The organism is Nocardia cyriacigeorgica GUH-2 (genome assembly GCF_000284035.1).
Classification (GTDB): domain Bacteria; phylum Actinomycetota; class Actinomycetes; order Mycobacteriales; family Mycobacteriaceae; genus Nocardia; species Nocardia cyriacigeorgica_B.
The window spans coordinates 5,451,969-5,476,826 of the sequence record NC_016887.1 but is presented as its reverse complement, the minus strand read 5'-3'; the positions used below and the strand labels follow the sequence as shown (position 1 = coordinate 5,476,826).

At 68.0% G+C, this 24,858-nt stretch carries 23 protein-coding genes; 11 read left to right on the top strand and 12 right to left on the bottom strand.

Annotation, left to right across the window (positions count from 1 at the left end):
• The first annotated feature begins 18 nt into the window (after positions 1-18).
• From NOCYR_RS30075 to NOCYR_RS24420, 4 genes are all read left to right on the top strand, one after another.
• Positions 19-843 (top strand): hypothetical protein, encoded by an 825-nt coding sequence (locus NOCYR_RS30075; protein ID WP_014353087.1) that lies wholly within the window; start codon positions 19-21, stop codon positions 841-843.
• A 48-nt stretch (positions 844-891) separates the two neighbouring features.
• Positions 892-1,683, top strand: coding sequence for a hypothetical protein (locus NOCYR_RS24430; RefSeq protein WP_081505503.1), 792 nt, complete (start codon positions 892-894; stop codon positions 1,681-1,683).
• A gap of 468 nt (positions 1,684-2,151) precedes the next feature.
• Positions 2,152-5,676, top strand: coding sequence for a DNA-directed RNA polymerase subunit beta (locus NOCYR_RS24425; protein WP_048833676.1), 3,525 nt, complete (start codon positions 2,152-2,154; stop codon positions 5,674-5,676).
• A gap of 97 nt (positions 5,677-5,773) precedes the next feature.
• Positions 5,774-9,727, top strand: a complete 3,954-nt coding sequence (locus tag NOCYR_RS24420) for a DNA-directed RNA polymerase subunit beta' (protein ID WP_014353084.1) — start codon at positions 5,774-5,776, stop codon at positions 9,725-9,727.
• A 123-nt stretch (positions 9,728-9,850) separates the two neighbouring features.
• Here the strand turns inward: NOCYR_RS24420 and NOCYR_RS24415 are convergent, their stop codons facing one another.
• On the bottom strand, positions 9,851-10,483 hold the full coding sequence (locus NOCYR_RS24415) for a hypothetical protein (protein ID WP_014353083.1): 633 nt from the start codon (positions 10,481-10,483) through the stop codon (positions 9,851-9,853).
• Between the two features lie 192 nt (positions 10,484-10,675).
• Here NOCYR_RS24415 and NOCYR_RS24410 point away from each other — a divergent pair, with 192 nt between their 5' ends.
• On the top strand, positions 10,676-11,029 hold the full coding sequence (locus NOCYR_RS24410) for an ArsR/SmtB family transcription factor (protein ID WP_014353082.1): 354 nt from the start codon (positions 10,676-10,678) through the stop codon (positions 11,027-11,029).
• The gene (locus tag NOCYR_RS24405) at positions 11,026-11,505 is read left to right on the top strand and encodes an SRPBCC family protein (protein ID WP_014353081.1); all 480 of its coding nucleotides are present in this window, start codon (positions 11,026-11,028) and stop codon (positions 11,503-11,505) included. The genes NOCYR_RS24410 and NOCYR_RS24405 overlap by 4 nt, the downstream gene beginning before the upstream one ends.
• 59 nt (positions 11,506-11,564) lie before the next feature.
• Here the strand turns inward: NOCYR_RS24405 and NOCYR_RS24400 are convergent, their stop codons facing one another.
• The 6 genes from NOCYR_RS24400 to NOCYR_RS24375 form a co-directional block, all read right to left on the bottom strand.
• On the bottom strand, positions 11,565-12,548 hold the full coding sequence (locus NOCYR_RS24400) for a pirin family protein (RefSeq protein ID WP_014353080.1): 984 nt from the start codon (positions 12,546-12,548) through the stop codon (positions 11,565-11,567).
• A 61-nt stretch (positions 12,549-12,609) separates the two neighbouring features.
• Positions 12,610-12,921 carry a GNAT family N-acetyltransferase gene (locus NOCYR_RS24395; RefSeq protein ID WP_048833675.1) on the bottom strand — a complete coding sequence of 104 codons (312 nt, stop codon included), beginning with the start codon at positions 12,919-12,921 and terminating at the stop codon, positions 12,610-12,612.
• Complete coding sequence (locus NOCYR_RS24390; RefSeq protein ID WP_048833674.1) at positions 12,918-13,400, bottom strand: carboxymuconolactone decarboxylase family protein; 483 nt, start codon at positions 13,398-13,400, stop codon at positions 12,918-12,920. The genes NOCYR_RS24395 and NOCYR_RS24390 overlap by 4 nt, the downstream gene beginning before the upstream one ends.
• Positions 13,401-13,441: 41 nt before the next feature.
• Positions 13,442-14,512: an aldo/keto reductase gene (locus NOCYR_RS24385; protein ID WP_014353079.1), complete on the bottom strand. Its 1,071-nt coding sequence runs from the start codon at positions 14,510-14,512 to the stop codon at positions 13,442-13,444.
• The gene (locus NOCYR_RS24380; RefSeq protein ID WP_014353078.1) at positions 14,505-14,960 is read right to left on the bottom strand and encodes a MerR family transcriptional regulator; all 456 of its coding nucleotides are present in this window, start codon (positions 14,958-14,960) and stop codon (positions 14,505-14,507) included. Before NOCYR_RS24380 ends, NOCYR_RS24385 begins: the two co-directional genes overlap by 8 nt.
• Positions 14,961-15,052: 92 nt before the next feature.
• Positions 15,053-15,436, bottom strand: a complete 384-nt coding sequence (locus tag NOCYR_RS24375) for a VOC family protein (RefSeq protein ID WP_014353077.1) — start codon at positions 15,434-15,436, stop codon at positions 15,053-15,055.
• Positions 15,437-15,494: 58 nt separating this feature from the next.
• On the opposite strand from NOCYR_RS24375, the gene NOCYR_RS24370 reads away from it, so the two are divergent.
• Positions 15,495-15,698 carry a hypothetical protein gene (locus NOCYR_RS24370; RefSeq protein WP_036540424.1) on the top strand — a complete coding sequence of 68 codons (204 nt, stop codon included), beginning with the start codon at positions 15,495-15,497 and terminating at the stop codon, positions 15,696-15,698.
• A 34-nt stretch (positions 15,699-15,732) separates the two neighbouring features.
• Here the strand turns inward: NOCYR_RS24370 and NOCYR_RS24365 are convergent, their stop codons facing one another.
• Positions 15,733-16,224 carry a SixA phosphatase family protein gene (locus tag NOCYR_RS24365; protein ID WP_014353075.1) on the bottom strand — a complete coding sequence of 164 codons (492 nt, stop codon included), beginning with the start codon at positions 16,222-16,224 and terminating at the stop codon, positions 15,733-15,735.
• A 172-nt stretch (positions 16,225-16,396) separates the two neighbouring features.
• Between NOCYR_RS24365 and NOCYR_RS24360 the strand changes: the two genes are divergently transcribed.
• Positions 16,397-18,067, top strand: a complete 1,671-nt coding sequence (locus NOCYR_RS24360) for an FAD-dependent oxidoreductase (RefSeq protein ID WP_081505502.1) — start codon at positions 16,397-16,399, stop codon at positions 18,065-18,067.
• Between the two features lie 165 nt (positions 18,068-18,232).
• On the opposite strand, the gene NOCYR_RS24355 is transcribed toward NOCYR_RS24360, so the two are convergent.
• The 3 genes from NOCYR_RS24355 to NOCYR_RS24345 form a co-directional block, all read right to left on the bottom strand.
• A complete protein-coding gene (locus NOCYR_RS24355) occupies positions 18,233-19,006 on the bottom strand; it encodes an acyl-[acyl-carrier-protein] thioesterase (RefSeq protein WP_014353073.1) in 774 nt (257 codons plus the stop codon).
• 163 nt (positions 19,007-19,169) lie between these two features.
• Positions 19,170-20,315, bottom strand: a complete 1,146-nt coding sequence (locus NOCYR_RS24350) for a transglycosylase SLT domain-containing protein (RefSeq protein WP_014353072.1) — start codon at positions 20,313-20,315, stop codon at positions 19,170-19,172.
• Complete coding sequence (locus NOCYR_RS24345; protein ID WP_014353071.1) at positions 20,312-20,635, bottom strand: type VII secretion target; 324 nt, start codon at positions 20,633-20,635, stop codon at positions 20,312-20,314. The genes NOCYR_RS24350 and NOCYR_RS24345 overlap by 4 nt, the downstream gene beginning before the upstream one ends.
• A gap of 219 nt (positions 20,636-20,854) precedes the next feature.
• Here NOCYR_RS24345 and NOCYR_RS24340 point away from each other — a divergent pair, with 219 nt between their 5' ends.
• Both NOCYR_RS24340 and NOCYR_RS24335 read left to right on the top strand, forming a co-directional pair.
• Positions 20,855-21,829, top strand: a complete 975-nt coding sequence (locus NOCYR_RS24340) for an NADPH:quinone oxidoreductase family protein (protein ID WP_014353070.1) — start codon at positions 20,855-20,857, stop codon at positions 21,827-21,829.
• 43 nt (positions 21,830-21,872) lie between these two features.
• On the top strand, positions 21,873-22,976 hold the full coding sequence (locus NOCYR_RS24335; protein ID WP_014353069.1) for a winged helix DNA-binding domain-containing protein: 1,104 nt from the start codon (positions 21,873-21,875) through the stop codon (positions 22,974-22,976).
• 7 nt (positions 22,977-22,983) lie between these two features.
• Here the strand turns inward: NOCYR_RS24335 and NOCYR_RS24330 are convergent, their stop codons facing one another.
• Entirely contained in the window at positions 22,984-23,502 is a 519-nt protein-coding gene (locus NOCYR_RS24330; protein ID WP_014353068.1) for an Lrp/AsnC family transcriptional regulator, read from the bottom strand.
• Positions 23,503-23,649: 147 nt separating this feature from the next.
• Between NOCYR_RS24330 and hppD the strand changes: the two genes are divergently transcribed.
• The gene (hppD, locus tag NOCYR_RS24325; protein WP_014353067.1) at positions 23,650-24,852 is read left to right on the top strand and encodes a 4-hydroxyphenylpyruvate dioxygenase; all 1,203 of its coding nucleotides are present in this window, start codon (positions 23,650-23,652) and stop codon (positions 24,850-24,852) included.
• The last annotated feature ends 6 nt before the right edge of the window (positions 24,853-24,858 follow it).

Here is a 24,858-nt window from a genome sequence, read left to right as displayed (position 1 = left end):
AACGACATGAGGTGCGCAGTGAATCTCGACCCGCCCGACCCCGAGGAGACCCGGGAGCCGTCCCGCGACGATGCGGAGACCGCAGGCAACTCATCGGCCGAATCCGCCGACCGCGCATCGCCGGGCTTGCGCGCCGAGCCATCCGGTCCGCCGCGGTTGGTGACCGTGGTGGCGGTGGCGGCGCTGGTCGTCGCGTTGGCCGCGGCGGCCTGGTTCGGGGTGGGGTGGGTGCGGGCGGGCTTCTTCACCGATGGGCCGCGAGCGGCGGCGCGGGATGCGGCGCTGGACGCTGCTCAGCAAGCGGCGATCAATATGACCTCGATGAACATCGATGACGTGTCGGGATCGCTGGCGATCGCGCGCTCGTCGATGACGGGGCCGATCCTGGCCTCGGCCACCGAACATCAGCAGCAGGCCGAGGCGATGGCGAAGCAGGCCGGGGTGCGGATGGAGTCGAGCGTGCTCGGCGCCGCCCTGACCTCGCTGAATTCCGAACTCGACCGCGCGTCGGCGCTGGTGGTGCTGCGGGTCACCGAGGCCAAACCGGGGGAGCAGCCGTCCGGATATCGATACACCTGGAGCCTCGATATGGCGAAGGACGGCGACATCTGGAAGGCCGAGCAGGTGTCGTCGCTGGGGCAACCCGTGGCGTTGAACGACGCCGGAACCAACCCCGCCGACCCGGTCGCGCCGGGACAGCCCGCCGCTCCCGACGCCCCCGCGCCCGGGCCCGCCGCGGGGGAGCCGGGCACACCGGGCGCCGCTCCCGCGCCGCCCGAGTCGCCGGACGATCCGGCCCAGGACAGTCCCGGCAACTCGCCGCCGGCGGACGAGACCCCATGAACCTCGCCGTCCAACCCCAGTCCGTCCCCGGCGCCAGGAGGAACAGCGATGGCTGAACGTCGACCCGTCAATAGGATCTCCTCCCGTCGCCCGGTCGAGCGCACGCCGCGCTCGGTCCGCCGCACCGGCACGCCGTCGACGGGCAGCCGGGGGATCGCCGCGTCGGGCGCGCGCACTCCTCGTGCCGGGGCTCGCAGGGCCGACAGTCGTGGGCCTGCCGCGACGACCGGCGTGAACCCCGCCCGGGCGTCGCGCACCAGGTCCACCCGCGCGGCCCGGCTGGCACGTCCGGTGCCGAGCGGCCGGGACCGTCGCCGTTTTCTGCCGCGCCGGCGACCGCGAGCCGACCGTGCTCGCTCGTGGACCCTCCCGCTGGCATGCGGGCTCGCCGCGCTCGCGCTCGCCGCGTTCGCCGTCGTCGCCGCGCTGCGCCCGGGCGTCCCGGACGACAACGCCGCCTTCGTCGACCATGCCGCCACCGAGGAGGTCCGCGCCGCCGCCGAGCACGCCCTGCGCACCGTCTACGGATACGAGCTGAAGGACATCGACGGCTACCAGGCCGCGGTGTCCCAGGTGCTCACCGGCAAGATGCGCGCGGAGCTGGACAGCTACGCCGCCACCACCATCTCGGCCATCAAACAGGCCGGGACCAGCACCGATGCCCATGTCGAGCCGATCGGTGTGACGTTGCTGACCGACGATCGCGCGGAGGTTCTGGTCAACCTGGTCGTCAGCGCCGAGAAGGACGGGATCGCGCAGCAGAGCGTGGCCGGGCCGGTGGTGTTGCAGATGCGCAAGGTGGACGGGCGCTGGCTGGCCGAGGACATCGTCGACCGCTGACGAGCGCCTGATCGGCGCGGCCGGGGAGCCGGGATAAGCACAGCGGGGCAGTCGATCTCGCCGACTGTCCACCCGGTGCTGCCACTTGACGAGTCTCGCCGGACCCGTCACGCTATTCACAGCAGCGGCAGCTGTCACCGTGGCGGTAATCCGTCACAGTCGACACTCGGCTCACCGTGGTTCTCGACGCAGCCAGCGGAATCGGACCCGGCTCGAGCAGGGTGGGCCGGACACGGCGCGTCAGCCTCGCGAAAATTCGCACGGCTGGTACTTTGACACCTCCGTGTCAGTAGGTGTAAGTTTGGACGTTGCGCTGGCTGCCTCCTGTCCATACCTCGATTTGCACACGTAAGTTCCACCTTCCGGTGTTACTTCCGTTGGTGCCTGTTCGAGTTTCGTTCGGGTCGTAACCAGCGGAATTCGTAGCAGACAAGCGACGGTCGCGGACCACCACGCGACGCGCGTGAGGTGCTGGAAGGACGCATCTTGGCAGTCTCCACCCAGACAAGCGCCAATTCGAAGCCGGGAGTTGCGGGGTCCATCCCCGGGGCCCCGTTGCGGGTGTCTTTCGCGAAGCTCAGGGAGCCGCTTGCGGTGCCCGGGCTTCTCGATCTACAAACCGAATCTTTCGCCTGGCTGATCGGGTCGCCCGAATGGCGTGAGCGGGCAGCTGCCCGCGGCGACGTCGGCCTGGTCGGTGGGCTCGAGGAGGTGCTCGAGGAGCTCTCGCCCATCGAGGATTTCTCCGGGTCGATGTCACTGTCGTTCTCCGATCCGCGCTTCGAAGAGGTCAAGGCCTCCATCGATGAGTGCAAAGACAAGGACATGACCTACGCGGCTCCGCTGTTCGTCACCGCGGAGTTCATCAACAACAACACCGGTGAGATCAAGAGCCAGACGGTCTTCATGGGTGATTTCCCGATGATGACCGACAAGGGCACCTTCATCATCAACGGCACCGAGCGCGTCGTCGTCTCGCAGCTGGTGCGCTCGCCGGGTGTGTACTTCGACCACACCGTCGACAAGAGCACCGAGAAGGATCTGCACAGCGTGCGGGTCATCCCGAGCCGTGGCGCGTGGCTGGAGTTCGACGTCGACAAGCGCGACACCGTCGGCGTGCGCATCGACCGCAAGCGCCGTCAGCCGGTCACCGTGCTGCTCAAGGCGCTGGGTCTGACCACCGAGGAGATCGTCGAGCGTTTCGGCTTCTCCGAGATCATGATGTCCACCCTCGAGAAGGACAACACCGCCGGTCAGGACGAGGCGCTGCTGGACATCTACCGCAAGCTGCGTCCGGGCGAGCCGCCCACCAAGGAGTCCGCGCAGACCCTGCTGGAGAACCTGTTCTTCAAGGAGAAGCGCTACGACCTGGCGCGCGTCGGTCGCTACAAGATCAACAAGAAGCTGGGCGTCCACCTGGGCGAGCCGGTCACCAGCTCGGTGCTGACGAAGGAAGACATCGTCAACATCATCGAGTACCTGGTGCGCCTGCACGCCGGTGACCGCGCGATGACCGCGCCCGGCGGCGCCGAGGTCCCGGTCGAGGTCGACGACATCGACCACTTCGGCAACCGTCGTATCCGCACCGTCGGCGAGCTGATCCAGAACCAGATCCGGGTCGGCCTGTCCCGGATGGAGCGTGTGGTCCGCGAGCGGATGACCACCCAGGACGTCGAGGCCATCACGCCGCAGACCCTGATCAACATCCGCCCGGTCGTCGCCGCGATCAAGGAGTTCTTCGGAACCTCCCAGCTGTCGCAGTTCATGGACCAGAACAACCCGCTGTCGGGCCTGACCCACAAGCGCCGCCTGAACGCGCTGGGCCCCGGTGGTCTGTCCCGTGAGCGCGCCGGCCTGGAAGTGCGTGACGTGCACCCCTCGCACTACGGCCGCATGTGCCCGATCGAGACCCCGGAAGGCCCGAACATCGGCCTGATCGGCTCGCTGTCGGTGTACGCGCGGGTCAACCCGTTCGGTTTCATCGAGACCCCGTACCGCAAGGTCGTCGACGGCCGCGTGACCGATGAGGTCAAGTACCTCACCGCCGACGAGGAGGACCGCGAGGTCCGCGCCCAGGCCAACTCGCCGATCGACGCCGAGGGCAACTTCCTCGAGGATCGCGTGCTCGCCCGCAAGGGCAACGAGGAGATGGAATACGTCTCCCCGGCAGAGGTCACCTACATGGACGTCTCGCCGCGCCAGATGGTGTCGGTGGCGACCGCCATGATCCCGTTCCTCGAGCACGACGACGCCAACCGCGCCCTGATGGGTGCGAACATGCAGCGTCAGGCCGTGCCGCTGATCCGTTCCGAGGCCCCGGTGGTGGGTACCGGTATGGAGCTGCGCGCCGCGGTCGACGCCGGCGATGTGGTGGTGAACGAGAAGGCCGGTGTGGTCGAGGAGGTCTCCGCCGACTACGTCACCGTGATGGCCGACGACGGCACCCGCAAGTCCTACCGGATGCGCAAGTTCGCCCGCTCCAACCAGGGCACCTGCGCCAACCAGCGTCCGATCGTGGACGAGGGCCAGCGGGTCGAGACCGGCCAGGTCCTCGCCGACGGCCCCTGCACCGAGAACGGTGAGATGGCGCTGGGCAAGAACCTGCTGGTCGCCGTCATGCCGTGGGAGGGTCACAACTACGAGGACGCGATCATCCTGTCGCAGCGCCTCGTGGAAGACGACGTCCTCACCTCCATCCACATCGAAGAGCACGAGATCGACGCCCGCGACACCAAGCTGGGCGCCGAGGAGATCACCCGGGACATCCCGAACGTCTCCGACGAGGTGCTCGCCGATCTGGACGAGCGCGGCATCGTGCGCATCGGTGCCGAGGTCCGCGACGGCGACATCCTGGTCGGCAAGGTCACCCCGAAGGGTGAGACCGAGCTGACCCCGGAGGAGCGGCTGCTGCGCGCCATCTTCGGTGAGAAGGCCCGCGAGGTCCGCGACACCTCGCTGAAGGTGCCGCACGGTGAGTCCGGCAAGGTCATCGGCATCCGGGTGTTCTCCCGCGATGACGACGACGATCTGCCTCCCGGCGTGAATGAGCTGGTCCGGGTGTACGTGGCGCAGAAGCGCAAGATCCAGGACGGCGACAAGCTGGCCGGCCGCCACGGCAACAAGGGCGTCATCGGCAAGATCCTCCCCACCGAGGACATGCCGTTCCTGCCCGACGGCACCCCGGTCGACATCATCCTGAACACCCACGGTGTGCCGCGTCGTATGAACATCGGCCAGATCCTGGAGACCCACCTCGGCTGGATCGGCAAGGCGGGCTGGCAGGTCGACGTCGCCGCCGACGGCACCCGTCCCGATTGGGCCAAGGCGCTGCCGGAGGAGATGCTGGCCGCGCCGGCCGACTCGAACATCGCCACCCCGGTGTTCGACGGTGCCCGCGAGGAGGAGCTCACCGGTCTGCTCGCCTCGACCCTGCCCAACCGCGACGGTGACCGCATGGTCGACGAGAACGGCAAGGCGACCCTGTTCGACGGCCGTTCCGGCGAGCCGTTCCCGTACCCGGTCGCGGTCGGCTACATGTACATCCTGAAGCTGCACCACCTGGTCGACGACAAGATCCACGCCCGTTCGACCGGCCCGTACTCGATGATCACCCAGCAGCCGCTCGGTGGTAAGGCGCAGTTCGGTGGTCAGCGTTTCGGTGAGATGGAGTGCTGGGCCATGCAGGCCTACGGCGCCGCCTACACCCTGCAGGAGCTGCTGACGATCAAGTCCGACGACGTGGTGGGCCGCGTGAAGGTCTACGAGGCGATCGTCAAGGGCGAGAACATTCCGGAGCCGGGCATTCCGGAATCGTTCAAGGTGCTGCTCAAGGAACTCCAGTCGCTGTGCCTCAATGTCGAGGTGCTGTCCTCCGACGGCGCCGCGATCGAGATGCGCGACGGCGACGACGAGGACCTGGAGCGGGCGGCGGCCAACCTGGGCATCAACCTGTCCAGGAACGAAGCGGCCACCGTCGACGATTTGGCGAACTAGGCGGACGGCCGGATGCCTCCACGGCATCCGGCCCCCGCGCTCGACTCACTAGTGAACTTTTGCTCGAATTCGACCCGCACAGGGGAAAGGAAGTTACGTGCTAGACGTCAACTTCTTCGATGAACTCCGGATCGGCCTTGCCACCGCCGAAGACATCCGCCGGTGGTCCTACGGTGAGGTGAAGAAGCCGGAGACCATCAACTACCGCACGCTCAAGCCGGAGAAGGACGGCTTGTTCTGCGAGAAGATCTTCGGTCCCACCCGGGACTGGGAGTGCTACTGCGGTAAGTACAAGCGTGTCCGCTTCAAGGGCATCATCTGTGAGCGCTGTGGCGTCGAGGTCACCCGCGCCAAGGTGCGCCGTGAGCGGATGGGCCACATCGAGCTGGCCGCGCCGGTCACCCACATCTGGTACTTCAAGGGTGTGCCCTCGCGGCTGGGTTACCTGCTCGACCTGGCGCCGAAGGATCTGGAAAAGATCATCTACTTCGCCGCCTACGTCATCACCACCGTCGACGAGGAGCTCCGCCACAACGAGCTGTCCACCCTCGAGGCGGAGATGGAGGTCGAGAAGAAGGCCGTCGCCGATCAGCGCGACGCCGATCTCGAGGCCCGCGCGCAGAAGCTCGAGGCCGATATCGCCGAGCTCGAGGCCGAAGGCGCCAAGTCCGACGTGCGCCGCAAGGTCAAGGACGGCGGCGAGCGCGAGATGAAGCAGATCCGCGACCGCGCCCAGCGTGAGCTGGACCGGCTCGACGAGATCTGGACCACCTTCACCAAGCTGGCGCCCAAGCAGCTCATCGTCGACGAGGTGCTCTACCGCGAGCTGACCGACCGTTACGGCGAGTACTTCACCGGCGCGATGGGCGCGGAGTCCATCCAGAAGCTGATGGAGAACTTCGACATCGACGCCGAGGCCGAGTCGCTGCGCGAGACCATCCGCAGCGGTAAGGGCCAGAAGAAGCTGCGTGCGCTCAAGCGACTCAAGGTCGTGGCCGCGTTCCAGTCCAACGGCAACTCGCCCATGGGCATGGTGCTCGACGCCGTCCCGGTGATCCCGCCGGAGCTGCGTCCGATGGTTCAGCTCGACGGTGGCCGCTTCGCCACCTCCGACCTGAACGACCTGTACCGCCGCGTCATCAACCGCAACAACCGCCTCAAGCGACTGATCGACCTCGGTGCGCCCGAGATCATCGTCAACAACGAGAAGCGGATGCTGCAGGAGTCGGTGGACGCGCTGTTCGACAACGGCCGTCGTGGTCGCCCGGTCACCGGTCCGGGTAACCGCCCGCTCAAGTCGCTGTCGGATCTGCTCAAGGGCAAGCAGGGCCGCTTCCGCCAGAACCTGCTGGGTAAGCGTGTCGACTACTCGGGCCGTTCGGTCATCGTCGTCGGCCCGCAGCTCAAGCTGCACCAGTGCGGTCTGCCCAAGCTGATGGCGCTGGAGCTGTTCAAGCCGTTCGTGATGAAGCGCCTGGTCGACCTGAACCACGCGCAGAACATCAAGTCCGCCAAGCGGATGGTGGAGCGGCAGCGGCCGCAGGTGTGGGACGTCCTCGAAGAGGTCATCGCCGAACACCCGGTGCTGCTCAACCGTGCGCCCACCCTGCACCGTCTCGGTATCCAGGCCTTCGAGCCGCAGCTGGTGGAAGGTAAGGCCATCCAGCTGCACCCGCTGGTCTGTGAGGCGTTCAACGCCGACTTCGACGGTGACCAGATGGCCGTGCACCTGCCGCTGTCGGCGGAGGCGCAGGCCGAGGCGCGCATCCTGATGCTGTCGTCGAACAACATCCTGTCGCCGGCCTCGGGTCGCCCGCTGGCCATGCCGCGTCTGGACATGGTGACCGGTCTGTATTACCTGACCCGCCTCGAAGAGGGCGCCAAGGGCGAGTACCAGCCGGCCACCAAGGATGCTCCGGAGCAGGGTGTCTACGCCTCGCCCGCCGAGGCGCAGATGGCCGTCGACCGTGGTGAGCTGACCGTGCGGTCGCTGATCAAGGTGCGCCTGACCGACCAGCGGCCGCCCAAGGACGTCGAGGCCGAGCTGTTCCCCGACGGCTGGCGTCGCGGCGATGCGTGGACCACCAAGACCACGCTGGGCCGGGTGCTGTTCAACGAGCTGCTGCCCGCGGACTACGCGTTCATCAACGAGCAGATGCCGAAGAAGCGGCAGGCGACGATCATCAACGATCTCGCCGAGCGCTACCCGATGATCGTGGTCGCGCAGACCGTCGACAAGCTCAAGGACGCCGGCTTCTACTGGGCCACGCGTTCGGGTGTCACCGTCTCCATGTCGGACGTTCTGGTTCCGCCGGAGAAGGCCGAGATCATGGAGCGCTACGAGGCGCAGTCGGATCAGATCGAGAAGAAGTACCAGCGTGGTGCGCTCGATCACCAGGAGCGCAACAACGCCCTGGTCAAGATCTGGCAGGAGGCGACCGAAGAGGTCGGTAAGGCGCTGCGCGCGCACTACCCGGCCGACAACCCGATCATCACGATCGTCGATTCGGGCGCCACGGGTAACTTCACCCAGACTCGTACCCTCGCCGGTATGAAGGGCCTGGTGACCAACCCGAAGGGTGAGTTCATCCCGCGGCCGATCAAGTCCTCCTTCCGTGAGGGCCTGACCGTTCTCGAGTACTTCATCAACACCCACGGTGCCCGTAAGGGTCTGGCCGACACCGCGCTGCGTACCGCCGACTCGGGTTACCTGACCCGTCGTCTGGTGGACGTCTCGCAGGACGTCATCGTGCGCGAGCACGACTGTGGCACCGAGCGCGGCATCACCGTGCCGATCGCCGAGAAGCAGCTCGACGGCTCGATCATCCGCGACGCGCACGTGGAGACCTCCACCTACGCCCGGACGCTGGCCGCCGACGCGGTCGACGCCGACGGCAACGTGGTGGTCGCCAAGGGCGCCGACCTGGGCGACCCGGCCATCGAGGCGCTGCTCGAGGCCGGCATCACCGAGGTGAAGGTCCGCTCCGTGCTGACCTGCACCACCGGCACCGGCGTGTGCGCGACCTGCTACGGCCGCTCCATGGCGACCGGCAAGCTGGTCGACATCGGTGAGGCCGTCGGTATCGTCGCCGCGCAGTCCATCGGTGAGCCCGGTACCCAGCTGACCATGCGTACCTTCCACCAGGGTGGTGTCGCCGGTGACGACATCACCGGTGGTCTGCCGCGTGTTCAGGAGCTGTTCGAGGCTCGCGTGCCCAAGGGCAAGGCGCCCATCGCCGAGGTCTCCGGTCGGGTGCGGCTCGAGGACGACGACCGCTTCTACAAGATCACCATCATCCCCGATGACGGTGGCGAAGAGGTTGTCTACGACAAGCTCTCGAAGCGTCAGCGGCTGCGCGTGTTCAAGCACGACGACGGCACCGAGCGGCTGCTGTCGGACGGTGACCACGTCGAGGTCGGCCAGCAGCTGCTGGAAGGCGCGGCGGATCCGCACGAGGTGCTGCGCGTGATGGGCCCCCGGCAGGTGCAGATCCACCTGGTCCACGAGGTCCAGGAGGTCTACCGCTCGCAGGGTGTGTCGATCCACGACAAGCACATCGAGGTCATCGTGCGCCAGATGCTGCGTCGCGTGACGATCATCGACTCCGGTGCCACCGAGTTCCTGCCCGGTTCGCTCACCGAGCGCGCCGAGTTCGAGGCGGCCAACCGTCGCGTCGTGTCCGAGGGTGGCGAGCCCGCGGCCGGTCGCCCGGTGCTGATGGGTATCACCAAGGCGTCGCTGGCCACCGATTCGTGGCTGTCGGCGGCGTCGTTCCAGGAGACCACCCGAGTTCTGACGGACGCGGCCATCAACTGCCGCTCCGACAAGCTCATCGGCCTCAAGGAGAACGTGATCATCGGTAAGCTGATCCCCGCCGGTACCGGTATCAACCGCTACCGCAACATCCAGGTTCAGCCCACCGAAGAGGCCCGTGCCGCGGCGTACGCGGTGCCGTCCTACGACGACACCTACTACAGCCCGGAGGGCTTCGGCACCACCACCGGTGCCGCGGTCCCGCTGGACGACTACGGTTTCAGCGACTACCGGTAATCGGTAGGTAGCAACACCATTCGGCCCCCGCACCAGGAACGGTGCGGGGGCCGAATGCTTTTCCTGCTCGTCGCTACCTTCGGATCCTGGGTGCTCCCGGAACCTGTTACGTGCGTGCCTTTTTCAGGGTGTGCGGGTCATGTAGGCGACTGCGGCGTCGATGGCGGGTTGGCCGCCGGAGTGGGCCAGGCCGGCGAAAGCGCCGATGGCGGCGCCGACGACGGTGCCGACGGGGACGGTGATGAAGTCGAGGACGAACAGGCCCAGGGGCAGGCCGAGGACGAAGCCGATGGCACCGCCGATGACGGCGCCGGTGATGATGGCGGGCTTGTGGCGTTCCACTTCGGCGAAGAAGCGTTCTTCGGCGTTGATGTCGCGCAACGGGGCCGGGGCGGACTCGTCGGCTGCGGGCGCGAGGGTGAGGCGAGTGCCGTCGGCCTCGATGAGCGGGGTGAGGTCGACCTGCTTGTCGCCGAGGCGGATCGCCATCGGGAAGGCGGCGACCACCTGTCCGGCACGGTCGGTGAGGGTGACCACGCGATCGTCTTCGACCAGCTCGAAGCGCCCGCCTTCGACCGTGGTGACGGCCGCGCGCCGATCCTGATCGGCGCTGACCCGGTAGCCGATCTGCTCGACGGTGCCGGACAGGTCGAGCTTCGCCTTGTCCGGGGTGGGGTCGGCCGGTGCGAGGCCTGCGCTGAGGCCGGTGACGGCCAGCGTGAGCAGTGTCGTCGCGGTAATCCTGGTGAGCCTCATCGTGTCCTTTGCGCTCGCGCCGTCGGCGAAATGTCCGGTTCGGGTTGCGAAGACCATACCGGGGCCATGCGGTGAACAGGAACCGAACGCGGTGCTACGCCGTGCTTTCGTGGCGCCGCACAATCGGGCCTGATCCGGAACTTTCCGCCCGGGTATTGACACCGGCGGAATCGATCCGCAACACTGAACTAGATGGTTCAGTATGACTTCTTAGACGCCTCCTTCGGAGCGCTCGCGGACCCCACCCGACGGGGCATCCTCGAGCACCTCGGACGTGGCCCCGCCACCGTCAGCGAGCTGGCGGAGCGCTTCGCGATGACCCTCACCGGCATCAAGAAGCACATCCACCTGCTCGAAGACGCGGGGATGGTGGTCACGGAGAAGCGTGGCCGGGTCCGGTACTGCCGGCTCGGCGAGAACGTCTTCGACCGCGAGGTGGCCTGGATGCAGGGCTATCGGCGGATGGTGGAGGCCCGGATGGACCGTCTCGGTGAATTCCTCGAATCAGCAGGAAACGAATCAACGGAAACGGAGCACAACCGATGAGCACAACTACGAACGACGCCGTCATCACCACCACCTCGGACACCGAGATCCACGTCGAACGCGTCTTCAACGCGCCGGTGGATCGCGTGTGGGACGCCTACAGCCGGATCGAGCAGCTGTCGCGCTGGTGGGGTCGCGGCAACCAGCTCGACGTCGAGCGCTGGGAGTTCCACAAGGGCGGGCACTGGCGTTTCGTCGAACACGCCGACGGCGAATCGCACGGCTTCGAGGGCCGCTTCCGGGAGATCACCCCGAAGGAGCGGATCGTGCAGTCCTTCGAATGGGACGGCATGCCCGCGCACGTCGCCATCGACGCCACTACCTTCGTCGACCTCGGCGACGGCCGCACCAAGGTGGTCACCGACAGCCAGTTCCACACCAAGGAAGAGCGCGACGGCATGCTCCAGTCGGGCATGGAGTCCGGGCTCAACGACAGCTACCGGGCCCTGGACGCCCTGCTGGCCGAATCGGCCTGAGCCACCGCGGTTCCCGGCGACCCGGCACCACCGCCATGGTGCCGGGTCGTCGCGCGTGGTCAGTGCCCGTCGAAGCGGCGCTTGCGTGGTTTGAGCCGCAGCCCGGGCAGCGGTGGGGCCGGAAACCGCTGCTGCGGTGGATGTCCCGCGATATCGCCGAACCGCTCGACGTTGCGGTTCTCCCAATCCTCGCGCGCGGCCATGATCTCGTCGTGGCTGCGGCCGACGAAGTTCCACCACATCACCAGATCTTCGGCGAACGGCTCGCCCCCGATGAGCGCGAAGTGGGCGCCCGCGCTGCTGGTGAGGGTGAGCTCGGCGCGTTCGGTGCCGAGGTACAGCAGCGGCCCGGGGCCGAGTTCGGTGCCGGCGACGGTCAGCTCGCCCTCGAGTACCAGTACGGCGTACTCGAACGCCGGATCGACCGGAAGCCGCACCTGCGCGCCCGCCTCGATACGAGCATCGGCGCCGACGAGCGGGGTGTAGGTGATCGCGGGGGAGGTCACGCCGGCCAAGGTACCGAGCAGGACCGTCGCGCGCAGGCCCGCGTCCTCGTAGGCCGGCAGTTCACGGTGCTGCTCGAAATGCGGGTCGATCCCGGCGGCCGAGCTGGGCAGCGCGATCCACAATTGCAGGCCGTGCCCGGCGGGCGCGCCCGCGACGCCGTACTCCGAATGCGCGATACCGCGGCCCGACGTCATCAGGTTCAGCTGACCGGGCTCGATCTCCACATCGGAGCCGACCGAATCGCGATGCCGGATCTTACCTTCGAACGGCCAGGTGACCGTCTGCAAGCCGATGTGCGGATGCGGATCGATATCCGGCGGTGCCCCGGTCTTGGTGACCGTGGGCGAGCCGAAATGATCGAGGAAGCACCAGGCGCCGACGGTGGGCAGATCGCGTTGCGGCAGCACCCGCTCGACGAACACGCCGCGCACCCCGCCGAGCGGCACCTCGCGCGCGGGATACGGCTCGGCTACCGGGCCCGGGCCCGGTGACGGTTCGCACAGGGCTTCGTCCGGATGCGGATCGAGGTCGCTCATGAACTCACTCCGCTCGGCTCAGCGATGAGCGAGCGCGCCGGTGTTCGCCGGCGGAGCGCTCTCACTCGGTGATCCCTTTGCCGACGACATGGGCGTCGTATTCGGAATGTTTGTCGAGGTAGGCCTTGATGAACGGGCATACCGGGCGGATCGCGCGGTCGCGGCCGATCACGTCCTCGATCGCCTGATGCGCGAGCACGGTGCCCAGGCCCTTGCCGCCGAACGCGTCATCGATCTCGGTGTGGGTGAAGACGGTCTGATCGCCGCGTTCCTCGTACTCGGTGAAACCCGCGAGCTCACCGCCGTACCAGATCTCGTAGCGGTGCTTGTCCTCGTTGTGGACGACGTCGGTCGTCACCGTCGAATCGGTCATGCTCCGTCTCTCCTCTCGCGCACCGGGTGTTTACTCAGGATCGACACGCGGTTGAACGCGCTGATCGTGGTCGCGGCCCAGACGATGACCGCGAGTTGGTCTTCCGAGAATTGCCGGCGAGCGCCAGCGTACTCACGATCGATGGTCGCCTCGTCGGCGAGCGTCGCCGTGCACTCGGCCAGCCCGAGCGCCGCGCGTTCGGCCGGACCGAAGAAGTTACCGCGCCGCCAGGACGGCAGCATGGCCAGTTCCTGGGCGGTCGCGCCGGCGGCCAGCGCGGCCCGATGATGCAGGTCCAGGCAGCTCGCGCAGCCGTTGATCTGGGATATCCGCACGTTGATCAGTTCGAGCAGGCGGCGGTCGAGCCCAGCGTCGGCGCCCGCGGCCCGGACCTCGGTGGCCAAGTGGACCAGGGCGCGGTACGCGGTGGGCGTCTGCCGATCGATCCACACGCGTTGCGGGGCGGCGTCGGGCTCCATGATCGGATGCTAGCCCGTGCCGCCCCGGGGCGAGCGGCTGCTTACTCCCGGCCGGCGGAGGTGAACGACATATCCGCGTACCTGTCGCCCGCCACCTGGCCCGCGATGGGTTCCAGGCTCGCCAGCTCGCCGGCGGTCAACTCCAGGGCCGCGGCGGAGACGTTCTCCTCCAGCCGGGTGCGCTTGCGGGTGCCCGGAATCGGCACGACCGAGAGCCCATGTGCCGCCGCCCGGGAATGCACCCAGGCCAGCGCCACCTGGGCGGCGCTCACCCCACGGGCCTCGGCGATGGCATGCAGCGGGGCCAGCAGCGCCGCGTTGCGGGCGGCATTGTCGCCGGTGAACCGGGGCATCCGGGTGCGGAAATCGCCGGCGCCGAGTTCGTTCGCGGTGCTGAACGAGCCGGTGAGGAAACCGCGGCCGAGTGGGGAGTACGGCACGAACGTGACGCCGAGTTCGGCGGCGGCGGGCACGGCGGTCCGCTCCACGTCGCGGGAGAACAGCGACCATTCCGACTGCACGGCGGCGATCGGATGCACCGCGGTGGCGGCCTTCAATTCCGCGCCGGTGACCTCGGACAGTCCCAGCGCCCGGACCTTGCCCGCCTGAACCAATTCGGCCATGGCGCCGACTGTGGCTTCGATCGGGACCGCGGGATCGCGGCGGTGCATGTAGTACAGGTCGATCACCTCGACGCCGAGCCGGCGCAGGCTGGCGTCGACCGAGGCGCGGATGTATTCGGGGGAGTTATCGAAGCCGCGGTAGGTGGGATCGTCGGCCTTGCGGACGATGCCGAACTTGGTGGCCAGCACCACCTGCTCGCGATTGGCCCGCACGAAATCGCTCAGGAACTCCTCGTTGTGGCCGGAGCCGTAGATGTCGGCGGTATCGAACAGCGTGACGCCTAGCTCCAGCGCGCGGTCCAGCGTGGCGCGGGCCTCGGTGTGGTCGGTGGCGCCGTAGAACTCGCTCATCCCCATGCAGCCCAAGCCCTGGACGCCTACCTCGATGCCGCTGTTGCCGAGGGTCGTCGTCAGCAGGCCGGAGCCGCCGTGCGCGCCCGTGGCCTCGCCGCCGGCCGGCACGGACTCGCTGCGCGATGCGTCATTCATCGGTTGTCCCTTCACAATGGATCGACCTGATCGGACGGACCGTCGACGACTTGCCCTCGTAGAGCTCGATCTTGTAGTCGAGCACGGCGACGGTCCGCTGTAGTTCGGCGATCTTGGCCAAGGTGTCCGCGCGGGTGGCGCGGAACATCTCCAGGCGCTGGGGCAGCGTGGCATCGCCGGCGCGCACCAGCTCGGCGTAGCGGACCATGTCCGCCACCGACATACCCGTGGTGCGCAGGCGGCCGATCAGCTCCAGCCAATCCAGGTCGCGATCGCTGAACCGGCGCTTGCCGGTGTGATCGCGGCCGATGTAATCCATCAGCCCGATCCGCTCGTACCAGCGCAGCGTGTCCCGGCTCAGCCCGCACCGCTCGGCGACCTCGCCGATGGAATAGCGCGGCCGCTCCCTGTCGCTGCTCTCACCACTCTGACGTGCGGTTTCGCTCACCTGACTGCCCCTCTCGCCGAACGCCGACGACGTTAGTCACCTGGAGTGCACTCCAAGCAAACACGAATCGAGAGGGACCCGGCGGATGCGGCTCAGCTGGGCGAACCGGCCGCGTAATCCGGCAGTTCCTGAACGGCCCACTTGTTGCCGTCCGGGTCGGAGAAGAAGGTGAACAGCCCCCAGCCGAGATCCTTCACCGGCGTGGCCTCCACGCCGGCCGCGCGCAGCTGCTGGTAGGCCTGCTCGGCGCTGTCGACCACCATCTGCATGCCCTCGACGCTGCCCGGCGCGGCCTCGGTGATGCCACGGCCGATGCAGATCGAACACCCCGAGCCGGGCGGGGTGAGCTGCACGAAACGGATCTCCTCACTGGGTGAGTGATCGTGATCGGCGTTGAATCCGATCTTGGTGTAGAAGTCCTTGGCGCGGTCGACGTCGGTCACCGGGATGGCCACGAGTTCGATTTTCCAATCCATGTGACGAGCATCGCATCGACCACCGACACGTTTACCGCTTCCGGCCTACCCTAGAGCCATGCCAGGTAAGGAAATCGACCGCGTCCGGGCCCGTTCGGCCTGGGCCACGGTCAAGGAAAGCCCGGTGATCACCGCCATCGCCGTCGCGCCGTTCGCGCTCGCGCTCGGCGTGGTGTGGTGGTTGTTCGGCGGGTTCGCGGCCTTCGTGCTGCTCGTACTGCTGGGCGCCGGGGTGGTCTTCGGCGGCAAACTGCTGCGCTGAGCACGGCCGGGTTCGGCAAGGGGTCTCTACGTACTCAGCGCGCCACGTGGAAGTCCACCAGTTCACCGGTCCCCGGGTCCACCTGCGACCACGGCCGGTCGAACCGCAGCACCGCGAGCGCCGAGGTGGGGAACTTGCGGCTGAGTTCGACGGCGGGCTCGCTGTCGCGATTGCTCGCCAGCTCCCATGCCGTCCACGGCATGCCCGGTGCGTGCCCGATCACCAGCAAGGTGGCGACATCGTCATCGCTGAGCTGGACCAATTCGATCAACGTCTGCGGCGAGGCCTCGTAGATGCCGCGTTCGTAGACCACCGGCGCGGTGACGCCGGTCGCGGCCAGGGTTTCCCGGGTACGGGTGGCTGTCGAACAGCGCACCGCGTCGATGGGCGGCTGGGTCGCGCGCAGCCACTGCCCGGCCAGCCCCGCCTCGCGTTGCCCACGCGGTGCGAGCGGGCGTTCGTGGTCCTCCACACCGTCCGGATAAGCCGATTTACCGTGCCGCATGAGGATCAGAGTCCGCGCCATGGCACTACCGTAAGCCCTCCGGTGCGGAGACCCCTGCCACACTCGAGGCAAACTGAAAGCGGCGTCACAGCACGACGGTCTTCGGTCATCCCGTGATCCGCACCGTGACGCTGCGCCACCCACAACCCGGGGTGGTCACAGCCCACGCCCAGTTTTCGAGGATTTGCACACTATGGCCTACGTAATCACGCAGCGTTGTTGCAACGACGCCAGCTGCGTTTCCGAGTGCCCGGTCGACTGCATCCGACCGACCCCGGACCAGCCGGAGTTCGCGACGACCGAGATGCTCTACATCGACCCGGACACCTGCATCGACTGCGGTGCCTGTGTCGACGCGTGCCCGGTAGACGCCATCTTCTCCGAAGACGACCTGACTGCATCGCTGGCCCGATTCCGCGATATCAACGCCGCCTACTTCCAGCGGCATCCGCTGGAGTCGAACTTCGATCCGATCGCCGCGCCCACCAGGCCGCCGAAGGATCTGGGCACGCTACGGGTGGCGGTGGTCGGCGCCGGGCCCGCCGCCTGCTACGCCGCCGACGAGCTGCTGCGCCGCTCCGACGTCGAGGTGGAGATGTTCGACCGGCTGCCGACGCCGTGGGGCCTGGTGCGCGCGGGTGTGGCCCCGGACCATCCGGGCACCAAGAACGTGTCGAGCATGTTCGAATCGGCGTTCCGCCGCGACACGCTCCAGTTCTATCTGAACGTCGAGGTCGGCGAGCACATCACCCACGAGGAGCTGCTCGAACACCATCACGCCGTGGTCTACGCCGTCGGCGCGGCCTCGGACCGGCACATGGGCATCCCCGGTGAGGATCTGCCCGGCAGCCATTCCGCCACCGAGTTCGTCGCCTGGTACAACGGCCATCCCGATTACGCCGACCGGGAATTCGACCTCTCCGGCGAGCGCGCGGTCATCGTCGGCAACGGCAACGTCGCCCTCGACGTCGCCCGGGTGCTCACCGTGGATCCGGACGAGCTGGCCAAGACCGATATCGCCGACCACGCCCTGGACGCGCTGCGGCGCAGCAATATCCGCGAGGTCGTGGTGCTCGGCCGGCGCGGGCCGCTGCAGGCCGCCTACTCCTCGCCGGAGTTCATGGCGCTGGCGCATCTGAAGGGCGTCGACGTCGTCATCGATGCGGCCGAACTGGAGCTGGATCCGGGCAGCCAGGCCATCCTCGACGATCCGGATGTGGAGCCGTCGCTGGCGCTGAAATACACCCTGGCGCAGGAATACGCCGCCGCACCGAGCGATCCGGCCAACAAGCGCATCGTCTTCCGCTACCTGGCCTCGCCCACCGGGCTCACCGGTACCGACCGGGTGGAATCGCTGGAGTACGTGCACAACGAATTGCTCACCGAGGGTGAGCAGTTGGTGGCCCGCGCGACCGACCGCACCGGCAGTCTGCCCGCCTCGCTGGTGCTGCGCTCCATCGGTTACCGCGGCGAACCCGTCGCGGGCCTGCCCTTCGACGAGCGGCGCGCGGTGGTGCCCAATGAGCACGGACGCGTCATCGGCGAGGACGGCACACCGGTGCCGGGGGTGTACGTCAGCGGCTGGATCAAGCGCGGTCCGCGCGGAGTGATCGGCTCCAACCGGGTCGACGCGGAGGAGACGGTCGAGGGCCTGATCGCCGATTTCATCGCAGGCAAGCTGGCTGCGCCGCGCGCCGACCGGGCGGCACTGCGGGCGCTGGTGCAGCAGCGTCAGCCGGATCTGGTCGACCGCGACGGCTGGAAGGCCATCGACCAGGCCGAGCGCACCGCGGGCAAATCCGCCGGACGGCCGCGGGTCAAGTTCACCACCCGCCCCGACCTGCTCAAGGCCGCCAACAGCTGAGGCAGCGAGGCGTCCCTGGCCGCGTCGTTCGCCGCGGCCAGGGTGCGCCATGGCCAGCTGGGCCCGTCGGGTGCGCCTTGATCGGCTGGGCCGGCCGGGTGCGCCTTGATCGGCTGGGTAGGCCAAGTGCGCCTTGATCAGCACGGCGGATCAGGCGCGCCTCGATCAGCTGGGTAGTGGCATCACGCGCACGATGGTCGTGGTGGTGCCGCCGACGACGAACCACAGGCGCAGTGTGGGCGAGCCGGCACCGTCACCGGGCTCGTAGCGGCTGCGGACGGTGATGTGCTCGCGCGCCAGCACCGGCGCGACGTATTCGATGACTGCCCGGTGCGGCCCTGCGACCAGCTTCGGATAGTCGACCAGGAACTGCTCGACCGCCTGCCAGTAACAAGCATTGTTGACGTGGTTGTACTGGTCGATATCGGTGGCGCGGACCGGGAACGGCAGGTCGGTGTCCGATTCGGGTGGGGTGGCGTCGGTGAGCCACGGCCGCCAGCGCAACCGATGCTCCTGCGCGGTCTGCGCCAGGTAGGCCAGGCCATCATCGCTGATCCGGGCGGGTCGGTTGTTGGACTCGCTGATATTGATCCAGAAGCCTTCGGTCTCGATGAGACCGCCGTTGTCGCTGGTGATCCGGACCCGCATATTCGTCCACCGGGTCGACATGGCCGAGCACCAGCGCTCCAGCCGGACCTGATCGGGCCACATGATCGGCCGGACGACGTCGATGACGGTGCGCCGGACGATCCAGTTCGGATCGGTCCGCTCCAACAGCGTCTGTTGCAGCTGCTCCCAGGCGATGTCCTGGAGATAGCGGGCGATGCCGTCGAATCGCAGACGGTTGTAGGGATCCACATCGCCGGCTCGGACGGGCCACGCCGAGGCAAAGCCCATGCCCTCCTGGGGAAGCGGGGCGAGTGGCTGATCGAGTGACACTTGTGCTCCTCGCGCTGCACGGTGTGCCGCGTTCTCATGCGGTGCTTCTTGTGAGAAGACTTTACGGGGCGTGCGTCACACCCTCGCGTCGAGCCGCCGGGTCGGGGCGCACCGCGTGCCCGCGCTCCGGCGTTCCAGCAACCCTGTCGCGTCCTCCTCGCGTCTAGTAGCCGACGTAGCCCTGGTTCTGGCTCATGGCCACGATGCCGGGCACATTGCTCAGCGATCCATACCGTTCGATGGCGTACCGGGATCCGGCGATGATGTTGTCGACCGGGTTCCAGATGTCGTCGTGACCGGCCAGTTTGTAGGAGTTGAAGGTGGGGTCGATGGTCTGCATCAGGCCCTTCGACGGGATACCGGCGGCGGCGTTGCTGTCCCAGAGGTTGATCGCGTTCGGGTTGCCGCCGGATTCCTTCTCGATGATGGCGGCGATGATCGCGGCGTCGGAATCGGAGACGTCGTAACCGTTTTCGCGCAGCACCCGGATGGCTTCCTGGATCCACTGCGCCTGCTCGCCGGTGGGCATCTTGGTCGGCGGGCCGCCGGAGGCCAGGGCGCTCTCCGACCAGCTGCCGCCGCCCGAGCTCGAACCGCCACCGCCACCACCGCCGCTCCCGGAACCGGAGCCAGAGTTCGACATCAGCTGGCTGCTGTTGCTCGGCTTATCGCTGGGCGGCGCCGTGGTGGACGCCGGTGTCGTACTGGCCGGGGCGGTCGGAGCGACGACATTGAGGGTGGGATCGCCCAGCGTGGTGAAGGCCTGATCCAGCTTGACCGCGGCGTTCTCCACCGCGACCCGGGCCCGTTCAGCGGTGTCGGCGGCGGCCTTGAGGGCATTGGCGATATGCCACTGGTGCACCGCGGCCAGGTACATCTCGGCCACGCATTCGCCCTCGACGTTGGCCTTGCCGTCGGCGTGTTTGCGCAGGTAGTCCATGCGCGCCTGAGCGCTGACGGTGCCGTCGGCGGCGACCTGGAAGCCGGGCATCTCGCCATTGGGCGTCTGCGCGGCGTCACGCAGTTGCAGCACCTTGTTCTTGGTCTCGGTGAGGTTGCCGACCTCGACGTTCAGCGCCGTCTGCAACTCCAGCAGCGCCGCGCTGACCGCGCCGGTGCGGGTCTTCTCGGTATCCATCCTGGTCTTGGCGGCGGTGCCGGCCGGTCCGCTCCACTGCAAGGTCTCGGCGTTGGTGCGGCCGGAGGCGGCCAGGCCGTCGAGGCGGGTGGCCAGGGTGGCGGCGTTGGTGGCGGCGGTGGTCAGCTGCTCGGGGCGCCACTGCTCGACGTCGGGGATGGTGAGCGTCACTGCGGCAGTCCGATCGTGCGCAGCTTCTGCTCGAAATCGGCCTCGGTGAGTTCGTAGGCGCCGGCGGTATTGCGCAGGCTGTCGGCCACGGTGGTGAGCCGGTCGCTGATGCGTTGCAGGCATTTGTCGGTGGCGTCGACGGCGTGCTGGGCGGCGGCACCGAAGGTGGTGCCGGGTAGCGCCGTGACCGGGCCGCTGATATTCGCATCCTCGGCCGTGCCCAGCCCGATGACATTGCCCGCCTCGTCGCCGAGCTGCTGGGCGAAACTGCGCAACACCTCCGGATCGACGCGGATGGTGCTGGTGTCGTTCTCGCTCACGGATGTCCCCCTTCCCTCCCGATGCACTGCGGCCGAGCTTAACAAAGGCGCTGCCGCTGAACAGGGCCTGTCGCGCAAGCTGATCGGTTGCGCCGACGTGTCGCGCGGCGGGTCCGGCGTGGCGGGCCGCGGGCTGGGCGAGCGGAGCCCGGCGGTGCCGATTATGTTGGGATCCGGCGTCGCCGATGACGACGGCGCGGAGACGAAAGAGGTCGGCACATGCGCGCAGCCCAGGTCAGCAAGCTGGAAGGACCGGAGTCCATCGAGGTCGTCGACCTCCCGGAGCCCACGCCCTTCCCGGGCAGTGTGGTGATCGATGTGCACGCCGCCGGGGTCGCCTTTCCCGATGTGCTGATGACCCGCGGGCTGTACCAGATGAAGCCGCCGCTGCCGTTCGTGGTGGGCGGCGAGATCGCCGGTGTGGTGCGCGAGGCGCCGGAGGGCGCGCACGTGCGCGCGGGCGACCGGGTGATCGCGTTGACGCTGCTCGGCAACGCCATGGCCGAGGTCGCCGTGGTGCCCGCCGAGATGGTGTTCCGGCTGCCCGACAACGTGTCGCTGGAGGCCGGGGCAGGCATCCTGTTCAACGATCTGACCGTGCACTTCTGCCTGCGCAATCGCGGCAGGCTGGCGCCGGGCGAGACGGTGCTGGTGCACGGCGCGGCCGGCGGTATCGGCACCTCGACGCTGCGGATGGCCGCGGCGCTGGGTGCGGGCCGCACGATCGCGGTGGTGAGCACCGAGGAGAAGGCCGAGGTTGCGCGGGCCAACGGCGCCACCGACGTGGTGCTCACCGACGGCTGGCTGGACGCGGTCAAGGAGCTGACCGGTGGGCGCGGGGTGGATATCGTGCTCGACCCGGTCGGCGGCGATCGCTTCACCGACAGCATCCGCTCGCTCGCCTCGGCGGGCCGGCTGCTGGTGGTCGGCTTCACCGCCGGTGAGATCCCCACCGTGAAGGTGAACCGGCTGCTGCTCAAGAACGTCGAGGTGGTGGGCGCGGCGTGGGGCGAATGGGTGATGACGCATCCGGGTTACCTGGCCGAACAGTGGGCCGAGGTGGAACCGCTGCTGGCCTCGGGCGCGATCACCGCGCCGCAGCCGGTGCTGTTCCCGCTGGACCGGGCCGCCGACGCGGTGGCCTCGCTGGACAACCGCACCGCCACCGGCAAGGTCGTCGTCACCGTCCGCTGAATCGCCGAGTTCTGTCGGTGCCACGCTCTACCGTGAGCGGACCATGGAACTGACCACCCGGACGCTGAACCGGACCCTGCTCGCCCGCCAGCACCTGCTCGAACGCGCCGATCTCTCGGTGCCCGAGATGTGTGACCACCTGGTGGGCTTGCAGGCCCAGGATGTGCCGCCACCGTTCATCGGATTGTGGAGCCGGCTCGCCGATTTCGACCCGGCGACGGTGTCGGCGGGCCTGGTGGACCGCCCGCTGGTGCGAATCACCTTGATGCGCGGCACGATTCACCTCGTCACCCCGCCCGATGCCCGGCGCATCGCGCCGCTGATCCAGCCGGAGCTGGAAAAGATCCCGTTCCGCAAGGGTTTCAACTACGGCGCCATGGTCGGCCTGGATCCGGACGAGGTGCGCGAGCGCGGGGAGGCCGTGCTCGGCGACGCGCCCGTACCCGTGGCGCAGCTGCGGGCCCGGGCCGCCGAACTGTATCCGGACCGCGATCCCGGTGCGGTTGTGCAGACCTGGCTGTATCAGCTGCCGGTGCTGCAGACCCCGCCGCGCGGGATGTGGCGCGACAACAGCAGGCCGGTCTGGTCGCGCGTGCATCCCTGGCTGGGCGCGCCGCTGGATCCGGCCTACCCCGTCGCCGAGCTGGTGCTGCGGTACCTGCGCGCGTTCGGGCCCGCGACCACGATGGATATGCAGACCTGGTCCAAGCTGCCCGGAATGAAGGCCGCCGTCGCCGAACTGGGCGATCGCCTGCGCACCTACACCGACGAGCGCGGCCGCACCCTCTACGACCTGGCCGACGCCGAACTCGCCGACCCCGAGCTACCCGCACCGGTGCGCCTGCTCGGCTGGTACGACAACGCCCTGCTCTCCCACCAGGACCGCACCCGCATCGTCCCCACCGCCCCGCCGCGCACGCAGGCGACCCTGGCCTCGCCGATCCTGATCGACGGATTTCTGGCCGGCATGTACAAGGTCTTTCCGGACAAGACCGCCGCCCGCCTGCGGATCAGCCCGAACCGCGACTGGACCGCGCGGGAGAAGACCGAGGTGGAAGCGGAGGCGGGGGCGCTGCTGGCGTTCCTCGAACCCGACCTCACCCCGCAGCTCGAGATCCTCGAGGTGGGCGCCGACTTGCGCCCATAATGCGTGGTCAGCGATTCCCGCGATAGGCCGGCGCCTTACTCGTCCCCGCCGGTGTGAGAGTCCGCAGCAACGGCAATGTGCGCCGCTCGACCACCGTGGACAGCACGATCACGCTGTGTGACCGCACCACCGGCGGCGTCCGGTCGATGCTGAGCAGCACCTCTTGCAACCCGGTGTGCGAATCCGCGCCGATCCGGCACAGCACATCGCCGGATCCGGTGGTCGCGTAGGCCTCGAGCACGCCGGGAATCGCCTCCAGCTCGGCGGCGACGGCGTCGAGCGCGCCCTGGGCGATCTCCAGCGTGACGAAGGCCTGGACCTCGAAACCGGCGGCGGTGACGTCGATCTGCGGATCGTAGGAGGAGATCACCCCCGCCTCCTCCAGTCGCTGGATGCGCGACTGCACGGTGGCCCGCGCGACCCGGGTGCGCCGGGACAGCTCCAGGATCCCCGCCTTCTGGTACTCGTGCATCGCGGTGAGGATCGCGAGATCGAGTTCGTCGAGTTTCGCCGGTGTGCGCGCCATGGCGGCCTCCGTTCGGGACTGCGCGTGATGCCTCAATGCTAGTCAATCTGCCCAGCATCCGCGGGGCCTTACTAGACCGTTCTGCCAGTGTGTCTACTCGGAAACCTACTAGTTGCCTACCCGTCCGCACGGGGATTTCCTAGGTGCATGACTCTCGAGCAGTTGCCGGACGCCCGGCGCGCCGGTACCCCGGCCGACGATGAGCTGCGCACCCTGGTCGGCCTGGTGGACCACGATGTGAGTGTCGATCCGTTCCCCGTGATCGGCTGGGACGCGCTGATATGGGTGGTCGGCAACGCGACCCAAACCGCGCACTTCTTGGAGTCGGCGTTCGGCATGCGGCTGGAGGCCTATTCGGGTCCGGAGACCGGCAATCGCGACCACAAGGCGTTCGTGTTGCGCAGCGGTGGTGTGCGATTCGTCGTCAAGGGCGCCGTCGATCCGGACAGCCCGCTGATCGCCCACCACGATCGCCACGGCGACGGCGTCGTCGATATTGCCCTCGAGGTGCCGGATGTGGACCGGTGCATCGACTGGGCGCGCCGGCACGGCGCCACCGTGCTGGTCGAACCGCATGACGAGACCGACGAATTCGGCACCGTCCGCTCCGCAGCCCTGGCCACCTACGGCGAGACCAGGCACACCCTGGTGGACCGCTCCGGCTACCTCGGCCCCTACCTGCCCGGCTACGTCGCGCGGCGTTCGACCTACCAGCCGCGACCCGGTGCACCGGTCCGGTTGTTCCAGGCGATCGACCACGTGGTCGGCAATGTGGAGCTGGGCCGGATGGACGAATGGGTCGAGTTCTACCACCGCGTCATGGGTTTCACGAATATGGCCGAATTCGTCGGCGACGACATCGCCACCGAGTACTCGGCGCTGATGAGCAAGGTCGTGGCCAACGGCAATCATCGGGTGAAGTTCCCGCTCAACGAGCCGGCCGTCGGCAAGAAGCGCTCCCAGATCGATGAGTACCTGGAGTTCTATCGCGGCCCGGGCGTGCAGCACATCGCACTGGCCACCTCCGACATCCTGGCCTGCGTGGACAGCCTGCGCCGCGAGGGCATCGAATTCCTGCCGACCCCCGATGCCTACTACGAGGACCCCGAGCTGCGCGCACGGATCGGACGCGTACGAGTTCCGGTGCGGGAGTTGCAATCTCGCGGCATCCTGGTCGACCGCGACGAGGACGGCTACCTGTTGCAGATCTTCTGCCGACCGCTCACCGACCGCCCCACCGTCTTCTTCGAACTCATCGAACGGCACGGCTCGCTCGGCTTCGGCAAGGGCAATTTCAAGGCGTTGTTCGAGGCCATCGAGCGCGAACAGGACGCCCGCGGCAATTTGTAGAACGGC